Consider the following 16,170-nt stretch of genomic DNA (forward strand, 5'->3'; position numbering starts at 1 on the left):
GCTGCTGCTTTTTATGGCGATCCCGCGTCAGTCTTCGCTGTTGGTCCACACCTTGATCTGCTGATCGATGTAGCTTTGCGTCGCCTTGAGCGCCGCCAGCTGCGTATCCATCGCGGCAAAGGCGGCGGCGGTGCGCGTTTCATACCGTTCCATGTCCTCATCCAGCTTTTCGAGCTGTTCGGCATAGGCTTTCTTGAGGTTCTCATATTTGGTGGTGGCGCTCTTCACTGCGCCGGTATCGGACAGCAGCGTGTCGCTGACCTTCTGCACTGCGCCAGCGAGGCCCGGATTGGTTTCGCTCGGCACCGCCGGGTTCAGCATCTGCGTGACGGCCGTCGGATTTTCGGCGAGCACCTTGTCCAGCCGCACCGTGTCGATCTTCAGCGTGCCGTCGCGATTGGTGCCCACGCCAATGTCGCCCAGCGTCGCATAGGGACCGGAGGAAACGAGGCTGGTCGATGTCAGGCGCCCCAACTGGCGCATCATTTCGCGCACGCCCGAATCGCCCGCCAGCGCGCCGGACAAGGAAGGATCGGCACCGACGGCGGTCGCTTCGTTCAGCGTCTTGCGCAGTTCGTTGTACGCCTCGACAAACTCGGTCACCAGATCGCGCATGGTCGAGGCCGGTTCGGTGCTCGCCAAGGTCACCTTGGTGCCCGGTGCAGCCTTGTTGAGGTCGATGCGGACATAGGGAATGGCGGTATCGACCGTGTTGGTCTTGTTGCGCATCTCTATGCCGTCGATCAGGATGATGCTGTCACGCGCGTCGGCGCGCTGCACCAGGGCGCCGGGCGCGCCGCTGGTCGTGAACCGCTGAAGGTCCGCGTCGGCGGTGCCCGCTGTAATGGTGAAGGCGCTCGCCTCGCCGGTCGCGCCCTTCAGCACCAGCCGCGCGCCGCGATTGTCGGTGACGACCGAGGCCTTGACGTCCGCGCCGGTGGCGTTGAACGCCGCCGCCAGCCCTTCCAGGCTGTTGTTCGCGCCGGTGATGTCGATCGTGTAGTCCGTTCCGCCCGTCGTCAGCGTGAGCGTGCCCAGCCCGACCGGTGTCGTCTTGGCCGCAAGCATCGCCGATTCCATCGTCTGTGCCGACGCCAGCTGCTGCACCTCGAGCTGCGCGGGCAGGCCCGTGGGCACCCCGCCGGGGAGCAGGGCGACGCTGGCAATGGTCGGATCGTTGGAGGCAGGCTGTCCCGAAAAGCCGGTCCCGCCGAGCAGGTCGGTCAGCGCCTTGGAAAAGGCGGTGAGCGAACTGGTGGCCGATGCCAGGCCGGAAATGCGGGCATTGTTGGTGGAAATGCGATTGTTGATCGCCGTTTCCTTTGGCTCCCGCGTTGCGGCGACGAGATCGGCGACGATCTGCGCGGAATCGATGCCCGATCCCACCCCGAGCGAATTGGCGATGCTGCTGCTGATCGACGACATGAACGGCGGTCCTTTCAGAGAGGAAGAACGACCGCAGGAACCGGATGTTTAGCGATTATCGCAACCGCGGGTCGGGCAGCGACCGTCAAGCCACCTGGGCGAGTATCTGATCGACGGTGCCCGGCTTCAGATTGGCCTGCGCACCCTGCGCCAGTGCCGCCTGATCGACGATCCGCTGGGCGATCCGCGCGACCTGTTCGACCATGTCCTTGCTGGCGGGGGGCAGCGGCACGATGATGATGGGGGTGAGCGCCGTCAGCGCGGCTTCGGCACTGGCGATGCTCTGCGCGCTGCTGCCGGTGGCGCGGATCGAGGCGAGGATATCGGCGACTTCGGCGTTGACGCGCGCATACTCCGCCGCGCTGGCAAGCTGATCCTCCACCCCGGCATCGATGTCCGCGCCTTCGCCGCTGTCGATCGGAACGGCCCGCGTGCGATTGTCCAGCGCCGCATCGGCACTGTTGCCCGACCGGGCGGCGGCGACGGGTGCAACCGGCGGCGTCGCGGGAACCGGGGTTCCGCGATCGACGGGCGATATGTCGCTGCGTTGCACATAGTCGTTCATGACGCCTATCCTAAAGCGTCCCCATGAAGAGATTACGGACGAACGACCCTAAAGTTTAATTTACCCTATCAGCGGGCGGCGACGACTATCGCACCTTGTTGCCATCGGCGTCGAAGCGCAGCGCATCGGGCACGGTGATGAACGGCCGGTCCATCTCGCTCGCCATGCGGTTTTCGACGCGGAAGACGAAGGCGAGCACGGTCGCCACCGCCATGTAGAGCGCCTCGTCCACGATCTGCCCGGCGCGCGAGGTGAAATAGATGGCACGGGCCAGTTCTGGATATTGCAGCACCGGCACCTGATTGGCATCGCCCAGTTCACGGATTGCCGCGGCAATGGCATCGCGCCCGCGCGCGACCACGACCGGCGCGGCGTCCTTGCCGGGGTGGTAGCGCAGCGCGACCGCAAAATGCGTCGGGTTGGTGATGATGACGTTGGCCTCCGCCACCGCCTTGCGCGCCGAACCGCTCAGCATCTCATATTGCCGCCTGCGGATCTGCCCCTTCACTTCGGGCGACCCTTCGGTTTCCTTGTGTTCGTCCTTCACTTCCTGCTTGGTCATCGCCAGCCGCTTGGCGCGCTGAAAAATCTGCGCGGGCACGTCGATCCCGGCGACGACGAACAGCGCGCCGCCCATCGCGAGGCAGGCGGTGACGAACAGCCCCCCCAGTTCCATCAGCGCGGGTTGCAGGGGGGCACTGCCCATGCCGACGATCGCTTCGAGCTGGTCCCAGATCAGCCAGAAGCCGATCGAACCCATCAGCGCGACTTTCGCCAGCGACTTGAGCAGTTCGATGAACCCCTGCGGCCCGAACATCCGCTTGAGGCCGCTCATGGGGTTGAGTTTCGAGGCCTTGGGCGCGAAGGCCCCGGTACGGAAGCCGAAGGAGCCAAGCAGCGCGGGCGCGGCCACCGCCGCCAGCACCGTCGCGAGCAGGATCGCCGCGACCGGCAGAGCCACGGTCTGCAAGAGGGCGATGCCCCGTTCGCCGGGCGAAAAGTCCGTCAGATCGCCGCGATCGAAGCGCAGCGCCAGCCGCAGCATGTCGCCCAGCGCGGAAAACAGCAGCGGTCCTGTCACCGCGAGGCAGCCGACGCCCGCCAAGACGACCATCGCGGTGCCCAGTTCGCGCGACTGGAGGATGTCGCCGTTCTTGGCCGCGTCCTTCAGCCGTTTGGCTGTCGGTTTTTCGGTCTTTTCGCCGCCGCCGGTGGGGTTTTGCGCCATTGCCCGTTACCGCCCCGTCGCTATGGCTTCGGCCCGTTCGAGGCCCGCGCGCAGCGCCGCACTGATCCCCTGGCCCATGATCGGCGCGGCCATCGCCATCAGCAGCAGCCCGACCAGCAGGGTAACCGGCAGGCCGACCGAGAACAGGTTGAGTGCCGGAGCCGAGCGCGCCAGCATCGCCATCACCAGTTGCACGAGCACGAGCGCAAAGCCGACGGGCAAGGCCACGGTCAATCCCGCGCCCAGCAAGGTGCCGCCGAACATCACGAGATTATAGGATGCATCGGCCGACAGCAGCGGGCCGCCGGGGGGCAGCGCCTGATAGCTTTGCACGACATAGCTGACGAGCATCAGATGCCCGTCCATCGACAGCAGCATGAAGGTCGCGACGATCGAGAGATATTGCCCGATCGCCTGGGTCGACTGGCCCGACTGGGGATCGACCATCGCTGCGAACCCCAGCCCCATGGTGTTGCCGATCGTTTCCCCCGCGACGAACGCGGCCGCATAGCCGATCTGGAGCGCGAACCCCATGGCGAGCCCGGCCAGCACTTCGCCGATCACCAGCATGAAACCGCTGATGCTGGCGATGCCGCCATCGGGCAGCGTGATCGTGACCGAATTGAGCGCCGCCATGCCGAGCGCGAGGCTGAGGATCAGGCGCAGCTGCACTGGCACGGCGTTGGCGCCGAAGATGGGCGCGGCGAGGAAGGCAGCGCCGGGGCGGATCATCGCGACCAACCATATCCACAGCTGCGCCTCGACACCCGCGAAGCCCGGCGCGATCATCGCAGCATATCCGGTATGCGCTCGAATATCTCGCGCGTGAAATCGGTGAGCAGCAGCAGGATCGAGCCGCCGAACAGCGCCAGCGTGGCCATGACGATGATGAGTTTCGGCACGAAGCTGACCGTCTGTTCGTTGATCGAGGTCGCCGCCTGGATCATGCCGATGATGACCCCGCCGATCAGCGCGGGCAGCAATATAGGCGCAGCGGCAAGCGCGGTGATCCAGAGCGCCTGCTGCGCGAGGCCCATGAAGAAATCGGCGTTATCCATGGGGTGCGCCCGTACACCCATCCCTCAACCCGTTCGGGCTGAGCTTGTCGAAGCCCTCCCCTGAACGAAGTGAAGGGCCTTCGCTGCGCTCAGGCAAACCCTTCGACAGGCTCAGGGCGAACGGGGATAGGATGGTTTGAAGGCTCACGTCGCGAACGATCCCGCAAGCGACCCCATCGTCAGCGCCCAGCCATCCACCAGCACGAACAGCAGCAGCTTGAAGGGCATGGAGATGATGGTCGGAGAGAGCATCATCATGCCCAGCGCCATCAGCGTGGAGGCGACGACAAGATCGATGATGAGGAAGGGCAGAAAGATCATGAAGCCGATCTGGAACGCCGTCTTGAGTTCGCTGGTGACGAAGGCGGGCAGCAGGATGGTGAAGGGCACATCCGCGACGGTGCGATAGGGCGGCGCTTCGGCAAGACCCGAAAACAGCTTGAGATCGCTTTCGCGCGTCTGCTTCGCCATGAAGCCGTGCAGCACCTTGCCGCCGCGGCCGATCGCTTCCTCGATAGAAATCTGCCCCTTGCCATAGGGATCGAACGCCTGCCCGTTGATCTGGTCGATCGCCGGACGCATCACGAACAGCGAGAGGAACAGTGCAAGGCCGACGAGCACCTGGTTGGGCGGCGTCTGTTGCAGGCCCAGCGCCTGCCGCAGCAGCGACAGGACGATGATGATGCGCGTGAAGCTGGTCATCATCAGCACTAGCGACGGCAACACCGTCAGCAGGCTCATGAGGATCAGGATCTGGAGGCTCAGCGACAGCGGACGGCCATCGCCGGACACATCGCTCAATGCGCGGGTGAGGGCACCGGACGTCGCGGCGGGGCCTGCAGGCGCCGCCTGCGCGAAGGCAGGGTCGATGAGCAGGAAGGCGGCAAGCAGAAGTACCAGACCAACCACAATGATTTTCGTCATCCCCGCGAAGGCGGGGACCCATCTATCGGCATGAGCCGAGGTGGCGTTGGCAAGTTGGGTTCCCGCCTTCGCGGGAATGACGGTGGGATATGATCCGACGGAGCAGCTACCGGACACGTCCGATGCCCCCCGCCACACCAGTACCCACGCCACCCGCCAGGCTCACCGGCACCGCCTTCCCTTCGGCGAGCTTTTCGATCCGGCCGCGCGTTACCGCGATCAGCAACCGCTGGCCGTCGAACTCGACAATGGCGAGCTTGCCGAAGGTGCCCATGGGCAGCGCCTCGACGATCTTCAAAGCCCGGTCACCCTGCGCGCCGAAGCCGCCGATCAGGCCGGGCTGATATTTCTTCCACAGCCACAGCGCGCCGAACGCCATGCCGCCGACCAGCGGCACCATGATGAGCAGCCTGATGATATAGTCCAGCATGAAAGCCCCGCGCCCCTGTTACCGTCCGGCAGACCGCGGATCAGGTGCGTCGTTCGACGCCCGCCATCCGCGTTTCCGTATTGGCGACTTCGACGATACGGATGCCATAGCGCCCGTTCACCGTCACCACCTCACCTTTGGCGATGAGCGCACCATTAACCATGATGTCAAGCAATTCATCGGCCTGGCGGTCGAGTTCGACGATGCTGCCTTCCGCCAGGTCCATCACTTCGGCGAGTTTCAACGATGTCGATCCCACTTCGACCGACAGTCGCACGGGAATGTCGGACAGCAGGCGGAACTGCCGGTTGTCAGACGGGCGCGCGGCCTGCCCGAAGGCTGCGGCGCTTTCGATCTTGGGTGCTTCGGTCATGTCACTCATGGTCTGGTCCTCAATTCATCTTTTCGATCATGAACGCGGCGCGTCCATCCTGCTCGCCGATATTGCCGTGGGCGATGATGCGATCCCCCACGATCAGCGGCAGGCTGCGGTTGATATGTACGGGAATGATGTCGCCGACCTGCAAGTCGCGCAGCTCCGCCAGCGTCAGGCTGGGCCGGGCCAGCACGGTGCGCGCTGGCAGGCGGATATTCTTCATCTGGCGGGCAAGGCGCGTCTGCCATTCGGGGTCCTGCGTCGCCTTGTCGTCATGCACCTTCGATCCGGTCAGCGCATCGATGGCACGCAGCGCAGCGAGCGGGAACACCACATCGACCGGCCATTCCTCGTTACGGATCAGGCATATGGTAAAACGCTGCACGACCACCTGATCGGTGGGCGGCATGGCGCAGGCAAAGCCGACGCCGATTTCCCGGCCGATGAGACTCATGTCGAGCGGCACGACGTCCGACCAGCAATCGGCAAGCTGCGTCACGATCGCCTGCGACAGGCGGGTGATGAGGCGTTCCTCGGTCGGCGTGAACTCCGGGCGCATCGGCAGGGTGCGGTTGCCCGCACCGCCATAGAAACAGTCGACAAGAGTCGAGATCATGCCCGCATCGAGGCGCAGGATCATCGCGCCTTTCAGCGGAAGCGCGCGATAGACGCTCATGCTGCTGCTGCTCGGCACTTCGCCGGCCCAGCTTGCATAATCGGTGACGCTGACAGGATGCGGGCCGATATCCGGGCGGGCGCCAATCAGCGGTTCCAGGATGCCGCGCATGCGCCGCGCGAGCTTTTCCGCCAGCCGGTCCAGCCCGGACAGCATGACGGGCGCCTGGGTATCACCCTTGCCGAACGCAAAAGATTGAACGTCGTCCATTCGCAATCAGTCCCCTGGCCGATGCCAAAGGGACTGACCCGGCACCGGACGCCCTATTGAATAACGAAATTGGTAAAATAAACGTTATCGATGCCGCCGTAGCCGGTTTTCTGTTTCAGCACATCGTTGATAAGGCTCTTTAATTTCTTCTGGAGCTGAGCCTTGCCCTGCGGCGTGATCAGCGCCATCTGCTCCTGCTGCGCGAGCATCAGCAACACTTCGGAGCGGATCGCCATTTCATGCGTGGTCATCGCTTCGACGACGCGGGCGTCATAATAAGTGCTGACCGCGATCGAAATCTGGGCGAAGGCATCGCTGTCCGCCATGTTCGATGTGAACGGCATCTGCACCTGGAAATAGGTCGCCTGATATTTGGACGGGTCGGCCGGTGTCGGCAGGTCGATGCCCTTGCCCGCGCCCTTGCCATGGCCAAGGCCCGGCGCGGCACCATGGGCGGACGCGGCAACGCTGTCGCCGTCCTCACCCTTGCTTTCGGCCGGTGCGGCATGCGCCTTGGCGATTTCTTCCGGGTCCTCGCCCTTCAGCACCAGAACAGGCTTGTTCGGATCTTCCTTCGGTCCGGTCTCTTCGTGCGAGAAGGCCCCGGCGGCATAGAGGCCACCGGCCGCGCCAGCACCACCCAGCAGCGCGACGACGCCCAGAATGAGGATCATCTTCATCCCCTTCCCCTTGGCTTTCTTCGGCTCGGCGCTGTCACTCATCACTGGTTCCCCTGGCTCTACGGTCCGTATGACGCATCACGCGCCATGGCGGGCGCGATCAGGCATAGCGTGCGCGGCGCGTGGCGTCGGCAGGCGCATGGCCCCCCGCATCGCGTGGCTCCGCCTCACTAGATACGGTCGCAGCGTCGGAACCTTTACGGTTAGCGGCGGCGTGACCATGATTTTGCGACTGACCCTGCGAAAGCGCTGCATTTGCAGACTGTTGGCTGGATTGTTGGCCGGACTGGCCCGACGACGTACCCTGCCCCATGCCGCCGTCCGCGCGCGCCGTTTCGGAAACCGCAGCGACCCGCTCGACCGTGACCTCGCCGATCCGCAGTGCGGAAAGCTGTGCGTCGGCTTTCAGCAGATGGCGATCCTGCACCAGCATCGCCTCGGCTACTTTCGTCTCGACCGTCAGCGTCACATTCGCACCCTGATCGCCTGCCCGGATATCGACGCGCATCGGGCCAAGATGTTCGGGCGACAGGCGGAAACTGCCCTGTCCATCGCCCTTCCCCAGCGCCGCAATCTCGCGCGCCAGCCCGTCGATCCACTGCCCGCCCGATCCCATGTCGATCACCTGCTGGCCCAGCATGCCGCCGATGTCGGCGACGGGCGACGTCGGCGCGCCGCCATTTGCGGCGAGCGGAGCAGACGGCGTCGCCGTTCCGATAGCGGATGTACCTGCCGCAACGGTTTGCGACGGTGCGGCGGGCGATGCATCGGCCTTTGACGGCTCGGTGGCGGGCGACAGCGTTGGGAGGGCAGTCACGGACGGCGGGAGAGACCCGGCGCCACGCTCCGTCGGTATCGGCCGGGCGGTCGTCGGCTTTGCTGTCGGCAATGCCTTTTCCCCGGTCGGCTGCGGCGATTGCGCAAAAGCGGCGATGGCCGCCGCCAGATCGGACGGCGGTGATCCCGTCAACGGCGCGGCGGACGATGCCACCGGCGCGGCGTTGTTGCGCGCCAGATCGTCCGGCGCACCGCTGGCCGGTGCACGCGTGATTGATGCCGGTGGCACTGTGCGAACCGTATCGGTGGCGACGGCAACAGAGCCGGTTGTCGCAGATGGCAGAACCCCCGGTTCGGTCGGCATTACAGTCATCGGCGCAGGCGATGACCCGGCGACCAGCCGTTCACTCTCGGGCGTTTCCGCCTTCATGGTCTCGGTCGCGGGCGATGCATCACCTGTCGTCGATGGCGGACCAACCGCTTCGTCAGCGACCGGCGCCATGGCCGACTTGGCGAATGTCCGTGGAACGATATGCCGCACCGGTTCAACGATACTTTCCACTTGATCCAGATAGGTTGTCAGTTCCGAAGCAAGCGACGCTGTGTCCGACCTTGATGTGACCGGCTGGCCTTCCGCACTGCCGGGCGCAGTGACCCCTGCGACGGGTTGCGCGCCGGCTGTTTCGGTCGCCGAAAGTGGCGGTGCCTCTGCGCCAGCCGGCGTAGCCGCGGCGGACGCCAGGTCCGATGCCGCGACGGGGCGCGTCGCGCTGCCCATCAGGGTGGCAAACAGCGCGGCGATGCCGCTCGGCGCCGGAGCGCCGCCGGATGTCGGCGCGGCCGGGGTCGTCGCGCTCAGGCCTTTCGCCAGTCCACTGTCCACCATCATCGTCATCCCTCTGCTTTCTGTATCCTGCGATAGCGCGGGAGCGCGGCGATCCGCGCTTCCTGCCGCTCCGCCATCAGCGTGCGTGTCTGGTCCTTCAGCCGTGCGGCGATTTCCTTCTCGCGGTTCGCCTCGATCCGTCGGCCCTGCTTCTCCTCCAGCCGCAGATTGGCGTCGTAGAGCGCGCCATCCAGCTGCCGTCCCGCCTGTTCGAGCCGATCGGCCAGCTCGCGGTAAGCACCAAAGGCCGCGCCGCTCGACATGCTGTCGGTCTGAAAAAGCTGCTTGCGCACTTGGCTGAGCCGCTGCGCGTTGTTTGCAATGGCGTTCGCCTCATCCTGCGCGCGCACCGTGTCCGCAACGGCCAGCGCATGCTGGACATGGCGAGCGCGCAGCACGCGATGGCGGCGGGCGAGCAGGCCCTTCATGCGCCGAACTCATTGACCAGCGCCGCCGCGCTGCTAGTGAGGTCGACGCGGCTCTTCACGTCCTGCCGCAGGAAATCGAGCACTTCCTGTCGCCGCGCAACGGCCTCATCGATCACCGGATCGTTGCCGGGGCGATAGGCCCCCATCAGGATGAGATCGCGATTTTCCTCATAGGCCGCCCACAGCCGTCGATAGGATGCAGCGGCCGCCAGATGTTCGTCGTCCACGACATCGGCCATCACGCGCGACAGGGACTTGCCGATGTCGATCGCCGGAAAGATCGCCTGTTCCGAAAGATGGCGCGAAAGCACGAAATGCCCGTCGACGATCGCGCGGGCGGCATCCACGATCGGATCGTCAGTATCGTCGCCGTCCGCCAGCACCGTGTACAAGGCCGTGATCGACCCGCCCGAGCGGGTATCGACCCCAGCCCGTTCCACAAGGCGCGGTATCAGCGCGAGGGCGGATGGCGGATAGCCTTTCATTGCGGGCGGCTCGCCCAGCGCCAGCCCGATTTCCCGCTGGGCATGGGCGCAGCGCGTCAGGCTGTCGAGCAGCAGCAGCACATTCTTGCCCCGCGCCCGGAAATATTCGGCGATGGCCGTCGCGCGCGCGGCCGCGCGCAGGCGCAGCACCGGGGGATGGTCGGCCGGCACGGCGACGACGACGCTTTTGCGCATCATGCCGCCGGACAATTTGGTTTCGAGGAAATCGGCGACCTCGCGCCCGCGCTCGCCGATCAGGCCCGCGACCACGATGTCGGCTTCGGCACCCGCGATCATCTGCCCCATCAGCACCGACTTGCCGACGCCGGACCCGGCGATGATGGCGATCCGCTGCCCCCGTCCGGCGGTCAGCAGCGCGTTGACGGCGCGCACCCCCAGATCGAACGGTTCGGTCACGCGGCCGCGATCAAGCACATTGCCGCGCACCCCGTTCAATGGCCAGATGCCGCCCGCGATGATCGGTCCCTTGCGATCGAGCGGCTGGCCCATGGCGTCGATCACGCGACCGATCAGCCCCTCGCCCACCTGCACCATGTTGGCGGCGCTGTCCGGCTCCACGCGCGCGCCGCTTTCCAGCGGCGCATCATTGTCGAGCGGGACCAGCAAGGTCCGGGTGCCGCGAAAGCCCACGACTTCGGCGCGCGCGGTCGTTCCGTCCGTCGCCGTCACGCGCGCGCCTGCGCCAATCGGGCGGCGAAAGCCGGTGACTTCCAGCATGCCCGCGTCATGGCTGACCAGCCGCCCGACATGGCGCGGCTGGTTGTTCTGCAATTGCAGATGATCGAACAGCGTTTCCGCCTGGCGGATGGCCGCTTTAAGCATGTTGCCCGCTCACAATCTGCCTTCCATATCGTCCAGCATGGCCTTGAGCCGCGAGAGGCGCACATCCGGGCCATCCTCGATCCAGCCATCGGCGGTATCGAGCCGTACCGAGCCACGCCGCAGGGTGGGATCGGCCACCACCGGCACCCCGATCTGCACGGCTTCGATGAACGGCAGATCTTCCGCATTCACATGCAGGGCATGGCGCGTGTCGCTATCCTCTATGAAGGCGGCAACCGCCTGGCAGCGTTCGAGCAGCAACGCTTCGTCGATTGCCACTTCGCCCACGATCTGGCTGACCAGCCGTATGACGGCGGCGGAGAGCACCGTGGACAGCGTACCGGCCGAGGCGGGCGCAAGCTGTTCGAGCGCGTCGGCCAGCCGGGCGCAGGCATCCTGATCGGCGACGATCGATTCCTGCGTCACCCGGCAGCCTTCTTCGAAGCCCATGGTGAAGGCGTCGATGCGCGCCTGTTCGATCGGGTCTTCCTGCACCGGCGGCGCGGGGCGCTGCGCGGGATGCAGGCTGCGTGGCGCAGCATCCTGCCGGTCGCCGTAAAATGCGCGAAACGCCGGGCGCGTGGCTGCCACGGCGTCACCGATCGAGCCGATGCCCACGGACACCGCATCGGCCGCCGAACCGTCACGCCACAGGTTAGACAAAGTCGTTCCCCTTGCCAGTCAGCATGATCGTGCCCGCTTCGGCCATCTTGCGCGCAGTGGCGATGATGAGCTTCTGCGCCTCGATCACGTCGGCCAGGCGCATCGGCCCGCGTTCGGCCAGCTCGTCGGCGATCGACGATGCGGCGCGGGCGGACATGCAGCCGAAAATGCGACCCTTGAGCATGTCGTTGGCACCCTTCAGCGCCACCACGAGGATTTCGTTGTCGATGGTGCGCATCAGCGCGCCCAGATTCTTGTCGTCCATGTCGATGAGGTTGTCGAAAACGAACATCTCCTCCTCGATCGACAGGGCGATCATCTTGTCGCGCTTCGCCAGTGCCTTGATGATCCGCTGTTCATTATCCTTGCGGACGTTGTTCATGATCGCCGCGGCTTCGAGCGTGCCGCCGCGCTGCGAGGACTTGCCGCTCTTCGCGCTGGGCGATCCGCCCATCAGCAACTGTTCCAGATCGTCGAGCGCCTCCGCACTCACCGGACCCAGCGTCGCGACGCGATAGATGACTTCTTCCTGATATTCGGCAGGCAGCATCTGAAGGACGTCGGCGGCGACGGGATGTTCCAGATGCGCCAGCACGATCGCCATGATCTGCGGATGCTCCAGCTCGATCAGCGCGACGATTTCCTTCGCTTCCAGCCATTTGAGGACGGAAAGCTTGTTCGACCGGGTCGGCGGGGTGATGCGGGCCAGGATATTGTCCGCCCGGTCCGGGCCGAGTGCCTTGGTCATCGCGCCGCGAATATGCTGGGTGGCGCCATAGCCGATGGTCGTGCGCTTTTTCGCCTTGTTGACGAAATGGTCGAGCGCCTCGTTCACTTCGTCGATCTCGACGTCGGCGACATCATACATGGCGTAGCCGAGCGCGCGCACTTCGTCCGGCTCCAGGCGCGAGAGTATCTGCGCGGCTTCATCCTCATCGAACAGCATCAGCAGCACGGCGGCCGCGGCGCTGCCCTTCATGACGGTCTGGGCGTCAGGCATTGTCCTTCTTCCCTTCCTTCAGGAGATCGCGGACAACCAGCGCGGCGCGATCGGGATCCTGCTTCACGAAGTTGCGAATGAGGCTGGCGCGCTGTGCATAGTCTGGCGTCGAGGATATCATGTCGAGCGTGACCGGACGGGCCGGATCGGCCTGTGCGGTGCGGGTGAGCTCGGTCGCGATTTCCTTGCCGAGCACCGGTCCCTGAACCACGGCCCGCGCCGTCGCCTCTTCCTTTGCGGCGGCGCGGCGCTTCATCAGCGGGCGACCGATGCCCAGGATCAGGACGAGGGCGACACCCAGCGCGGAGAGGTTGCGCGTCAGCATCGAGACCCAGCTTGCTTCATACCAGGGCGCTTCCTCGACCGTTTCCTTCACGAAGCCGCGCGACGACAGGGCGACCGTATCGCCGCGTGCCTGATCGAAACCGACCGCGCCTTTGACCAGGGCTTCGAGGGCGGCGATCTCTTCTTTCGAGCGCGGCTTGCCCTTTGCGTCGGTGTCGAGCGCGACGGCGACCGAGACGCGCTTGACCGTGCCGACGGCATCGCGGGTGACGGAGACTTCACGCCCCAGTTCGAAGCTGCGGTTGAAGGTTTCGGCCGTCTTGAACGGCGGCATGGCGGGGATGGCGGGGGCGGCGGCGGTCGCCGTGCCCGCGGCCGTGCCGTCCGGCTGCACCGTCGGCGTCGCGGTGGCCGTGGCGGCGGCGGGTGCCTGGTCCGAAAGCGCACCGGGAATGCCGGTTGCTTCGCCATTGCCATTGAGGCCCTTGTCGGTCTGCCAGCTTCCCTGCTCGACGCGAAGGCGCGCTTCATCCTGCGGATAGGTTTCGCGCGTCGCCTGGCGTTCGGCGAAATTGAGTTCGGCGTGGACTTCGGCGGAAAACTTGTCCGCGCCCAGGATCGGCGTCAGCAGTGCGACGACGGCCTGGCGATAGCGTTCCTCGATCCGCGCCTGCACTTCGATCTGCTTGTCGGATGTGCCATCGCCGCCATTGTCGGAAAGCAGTCGGCCGTTCTGGTCGACCACGGAAATGGCATCGGGCGACAGTTCGGGCACCGAGGAAGCAACGAGGTGGACGATCGCCTGCACCTGCTGATCGCTCAGCTTGCGACCATTGGCGAGGCGCAGCATGACAGACGCGGCAGGCTTCACCCGATCGCGCAGGAAGATGCTGGGCGGTTCGACGGCCAGATGGACGCGGGCACTATCGACCGCGTCGATCGCCTCGATCGTGCGGGCCAGATCCATTTCACGGGCGGAGCGGAGCTTTTCCCCTTCGACGGCGCGGCTCGCGCCCATCGGCAGGCTGTCGATCATGCTGTTGCCGTCCGGCGCGCTCTTGGGCAACCCTTCGGACGCCAGCGTCATCTTCGCCTTGAAATAATCGTCTTCGCTGACGGTCAACGCACCGTTCTTGTCGAAATTATAGGGGATCGCGCTCTTGTCGAGCACTTCGCCGATCGCCGCCTTGTCACTGTCGGGCAGGCCCCGGAACAGGTCGCGCTGCGGCGGCTCGCGCAGCGAGAGCCAGGCCGCACCGGCCAGCGCCATGACGACCAGAAGGCCCAGCATCGGCAGGCTTTTCTGCACCGCCGGTTGCCCCATGAAGCCGGAAAAGCGGGCGCGCATTGCGTCGAGGCCAGCGCCGCCCCCTATACCGCTGCCCATGCCACCGGGCGCGGCAGGCACCAGGGACGGTGAGCGCGATGCGCCCTCGAGTGTGAGATTTGCGTCGCTCATGGTTTATACCGGCATGCTCATGATGTCCTTGTAGGCGGACAGGAGTTTGTTGCGGACCTGAAGCGTCGCTTCAAAGCCGATCGAAGCCTGCTGCTTGGCCAGCATGACCGCAGCGATATCTGTCGTTTCCCCGCGCTCGAAGGCAGCGGCGGCGTCCCCGGCCTTGGCCTGGAGACCGTCGACCTGTTCCAGCGCGGATTTGAGGGCGGCGGTGAAGTCGCCGGGCTTTGCACTGCCCGTGCCACCGCCCACGCCGCCTACGCTGCCGCCGTCGATCGGCGCCGTGACGTCGCGCAGTGCCGCGTTCTTTTGCAGGATGGCGTTGCGGATCGCCATCACGCCATCTGTGGAAATGCCGCTGCTCATCGTTCAGCCCCTCCGCTCATGCCGCTGCCAGATCGCGCATTTCGGCAAGCCGATAGCGCAAGGTACGTTCCGAAATGCCGAGCTTGCGCGCAGCGAGCGCGCGATGCCCGTCGGTCTCGCGCAGGGCCATGCGGATCGCGTCCATCTTCGACAGGCGGGCGACGTCCTGAAGGCGCACCGGCGCGGTGATCTGCGCGCGCGCCTTGAGTTCCGCCTGCGGGGCAACGCCCGTGATATGCAGATCGTCCGCCTCGATCCGGTCGCCTTCGCGCAGCACCATTGCGCGCTGAAGGACATTGCCCAGTTCGCGGGCGTTGCCCGGCCAGCTGTGCGCCGCGAGCTTGTCCATCGCATCAGGCGTGGGCCATGGGAATGCGTCGGTCGCGCCCAGTTGCACCATCTGCTTGTGCTGGCGCAGCAGGAGCGCGGCCGCGATAGCGCAAATGTCGTTGCGGCGCTGCGCGAGCGGGCGCAGTTCGAGCGGCATGACGTTGAGGCGCCAGTAGAGATCGTTGCGGAACCGGCCCATCTCGCATTCGGCGGCCAGATCGCGGTTGCAGGCGGCGATCACGCGAACGTTGACCGGCACCGGATGCGTCGCGCCCACGGGAAGGATTTCGCCTTCCTGAAGCGCGCGCAGCAGCTTGGCCTGAAGCGCCAGCGGCAGTTCGGCAATTTCGTCGAGGAACAAGGTGCCGCCGTCCGCCGCCAGGAACAGCCCGTCCGATGCCGCGGCGGCTCCGGTGAAGCTGCCTTTGCGATGGCCGAACAGCATCGCTTCCATCATGGTTTCGGGCAGCGCGGCGCAGTTGACGGCGATGAAATCCTTGTCGGCCCGGTTGCTGTGGGCGTGAAGGAAGCGCGCCATGCCTTCCTTGCCCGTGCCGGTATCGCCCTGCACCAGGACGGTGGCGTCGCTGCGGGCGATGCGGGCGGCAAGGCCCATCAGCTTCGCACTGCCGACATCGCCGACGGCAGGAAGGCCGGCAGGCCGCGCCAGTTCGGCGATCAGCGCCATGGCAAGGCCCATGTCGGCAAGGCCGAAGGCAACGCGCGCAGGCATGCCCGCCGCAGCAGGCTGATAGCAGGGCGCGCCTTCGCGCAGGTCGATCAATATGTCGCGATAGGTGGCATGGGCAATTTCGCTGGCAAGCAGGATACGGGTCGTGCCCTTGTCGCGCGGGGCCGCGGCGTCAACCTGCGCTATGCTGTGGAAGGCGTTTTCGAGCCAGACCGGCAACCCCGGAAGGAGCGCGCAAACGCCAAGGCTCATGTCCAGTGCCGACATGCAATAAGGTCCCCATGTTGCGATGCCCCGGCACCCCCGTGCCCGACCATCCCTTCGATAGGGCCAATCTGGCTTCCAGACCTTATGATATGGTTAACAGCAATAAAGATTTGCCGGT

The 16,170-nt window shown here is 65.6% G+C and carries 18 protein-coding genes; all 18 read right to left on the minus strand.

The window, feature by feature from the left end; translation table 11 throughout:
• Positions 1–27: 27 nt before the first annotated feature.
• The gene (fliD, locus tag ENE74_RS01435; RefSeq protein WP_127688860.1) at positions 28–1,425 is read right to left on the minus strand and encodes a flagellar filament capping protein FliD; all 1,398 of its coding nucleotides are present in this window, start codon (positions 1,423–1,425) and stop codon (positions 28–30) included.
• An 85-nt stretch (positions 1,426–1,510) separates the two neighbouring features.
• Positions 1,511–1,990: a hypothetical protein gene (locus ENE74_RS01440; protein ID WP_127688861.1), complete on the minus strand. Its 480-nt coding sequence runs from the start codon at positions 1,988–1,990 to the stop codon at positions 1,511–1,513.
• An 85-nt stretch (positions 1,991–2,075) separates the two neighbouring features.
• Positions 2,076–3,218 (minus strand): EscU/YscU/HrcU family type III secretion system export apparatus switch protein, encoded by a 1,143-nt coding sequence (locus tag ENE74_RS01445; protein WP_127688862.1) that lies wholly within the window; start codon positions 3,216–3,218, stop codon positions 2,076–2,078.
• A gap of 6 nt (positions 3,219–3,224) precedes the next feature.
• Positions 3,225–4,007, minus strand: coding sequence for a flagellar biosynthetic protein FliR (gene fliR, locus ENE74_RS01450; RefSeq protein ID WP_127688863.1), 783 nt, complete (start codon positions 4,005–4,007; stop codon positions 3,225–3,227).
• On the minus strand, positions 4,004–4,276 hold the full coding sequence (gene fliQ / locus ENE74_RS01455; RefSeq protein ID WP_127688864.1) for a flagellar biosynthesis protein FliQ: 273 nt from the start codon (positions 4,274–4,276) through the stop codon (positions 4,004–4,006). Before fliQ ends, fliR begins: the two co-directional genes overlap by 4 nt.
• Before the next feature lie 144 nt (positions 4,277–4,420).
• The gene (fliP, locus tag ENE74_RS01460) at positions 4,421–5,200 is read right to left on the minus strand and encodes a flagellar type III secretion system pore protein FliP (protein ID WP_127688865.1); all 780 of its coding nucleotides are present in this window, start codon (positions 5,198–5,200) and stop codon (positions 4,421–4,423) included.
• 106 nt (positions 5,201–5,306) lie between these two features.
• On the minus strand, positions 5,307–5,630 hold the full coding sequence (locus ENE74_RS01465) for a FliO/MopB family protein (protein ID WP_127688866.1): 324 nt from the start codon (positions 5,628–5,630) through the stop codon (positions 5,307–5,309).
• Positions 5,631–5,670: 40 nt separating this feature from the next.
• Positions 5,671–6,012: a flagellar motor switch protein FliN gene (gene fliN / locus ENE74_RS01470; protein ID WP_127688867.1), complete on the minus strand. Its 342-nt coding sequence runs from the start codon at positions 6,010–6,012 to the stop codon at positions 5,671–5,673.
• 10 nt (positions 6,013–6,022) lie between these two features.
• Positions 6,023–6,892 carry a flagellar motor switch protein FliM gene (locus tag ENE74_RS01475; RefSeq protein WP_127688868.1) on the minus strand — a complete coding sequence of 290 codons (870 nt, stop codon included), beginning with the start codon at positions 6,890–6,892 and terminating at the stop codon, positions 6,023–6,025.
• 53 nt (positions 6,893–6,945) lie between these two features.
• Positions 6,946–7,614, minus strand: a complete 669-nt coding sequence (locus ENE74_RS01480; protein WP_127688869.1) for a flagellar basal body-associated FliL family protein — start codon at positions 7,612–7,614, stop codon at positions 6,946–6,948.
• Positions 7,615–7,672: 58 nt separating this feature from the next.
• Entirely contained in the window at positions 7,673–9,244 is a 1,572-nt protein-coding gene (locus ENE74_RS01485; protein WP_127688870.1) for a flagellar hook-length control protein FliK, read from the minus strand.
• Positions 9,241–9,663, minus strand: coding sequence for a hypothetical protein (locus ENE74_RS01490; RefSeq protein WP_127688871.1), 423 nt, complete (start codon positions 9,661–9,663; stop codon positions 9,241–9,243). Before ENE74_RS01490 ends, ENE74_RS01485 begins: the two co-directional genes overlap by 4 nt.
• A complete protein-coding gene (locus tag ENE74_RS01495) occupies positions 9,660–10,991 on the minus strand; it encodes a FliI/YscN family ATPase (protein WP_127688872.1) in 1,332 nt (443 codons plus the stop codon). Before ENE74_RS01495 ends, ENE74_RS01490 begins: the two co-directional genes overlap by 4 nt.
• A gap of 9 nt (positions 10,992–11,000) precedes the next feature.
• Entirely contained in the window at positions 11,001–11,654 is a 654-nt protein-coding gene (locus ENE74_RS01500; protein WP_127688873.1) for a FliH/SctL family protein, read from the minus strand.
• On the minus strand, positions 11,647–12,654 hold the full coding sequence (gene fliG / locus ENE74_RS01505; RefSeq protein WP_127688874.1) for a flagellar motor switch protein FliG: 1,008 nt from the start codon (positions 12,652–12,654) through the stop codon (positions 11,647–11,649). The genes ENE74_RS01500 and fliG overlap by 8 nt, the downstream gene beginning before the upstream one ends.
• Positions 12,647–14,398, minus strand: coding sequence for a flagellar basal-body MS-ring/collar protein FliF (fliF, locus tag ENE74_RS01510; RefSeq protein WP_127688875.1), 1,752 nt, complete (start codon positions 14,396–14,398; stop codon positions 12,647–12,649). Before fliF ends, fliG begins: the two co-directional genes overlap by 8 nt.
• A 3-nt stretch (positions 14,399–14,401) precedes the next feature.
• The gene (gene fliE, locus ENE74_RS01515) at positions 14,402–14,764 is read right to left on the minus strand and encodes a flagellar hook-basal body complex protein FliE (RefSeq protein ID WP_127688876.1); all 363 of its coding nucleotides are present in this window, start codon (positions 14,762–14,764) and stop codon (positions 14,402–14,404) included.
• 16 nt (positions 14,765–14,780) lie between these two features.
• Positions 14,781–16,052, minus strand: a complete 1,272-nt coding sequence (locus tag ENE74_RS01520) for a sigma-54 interaction domain-containing protein (protein WP_127688877.1) — start codon at positions 16,050–16,052, stop codon at positions 14,781–14,783.
• Positions 16,053–16,170: the final 118 nt, after the last annotated feature.

The sequence above is a fragment of the Sphingobium algorifonticola genome (assembly GCF_004005485.1).
Lineage (GTDB): Bacteria > Pseudomonadota > Alphaproteobacteria > Sphingomonadales > Sphingomonadaceae > Sphingobium > Sphingobium algorifonticola.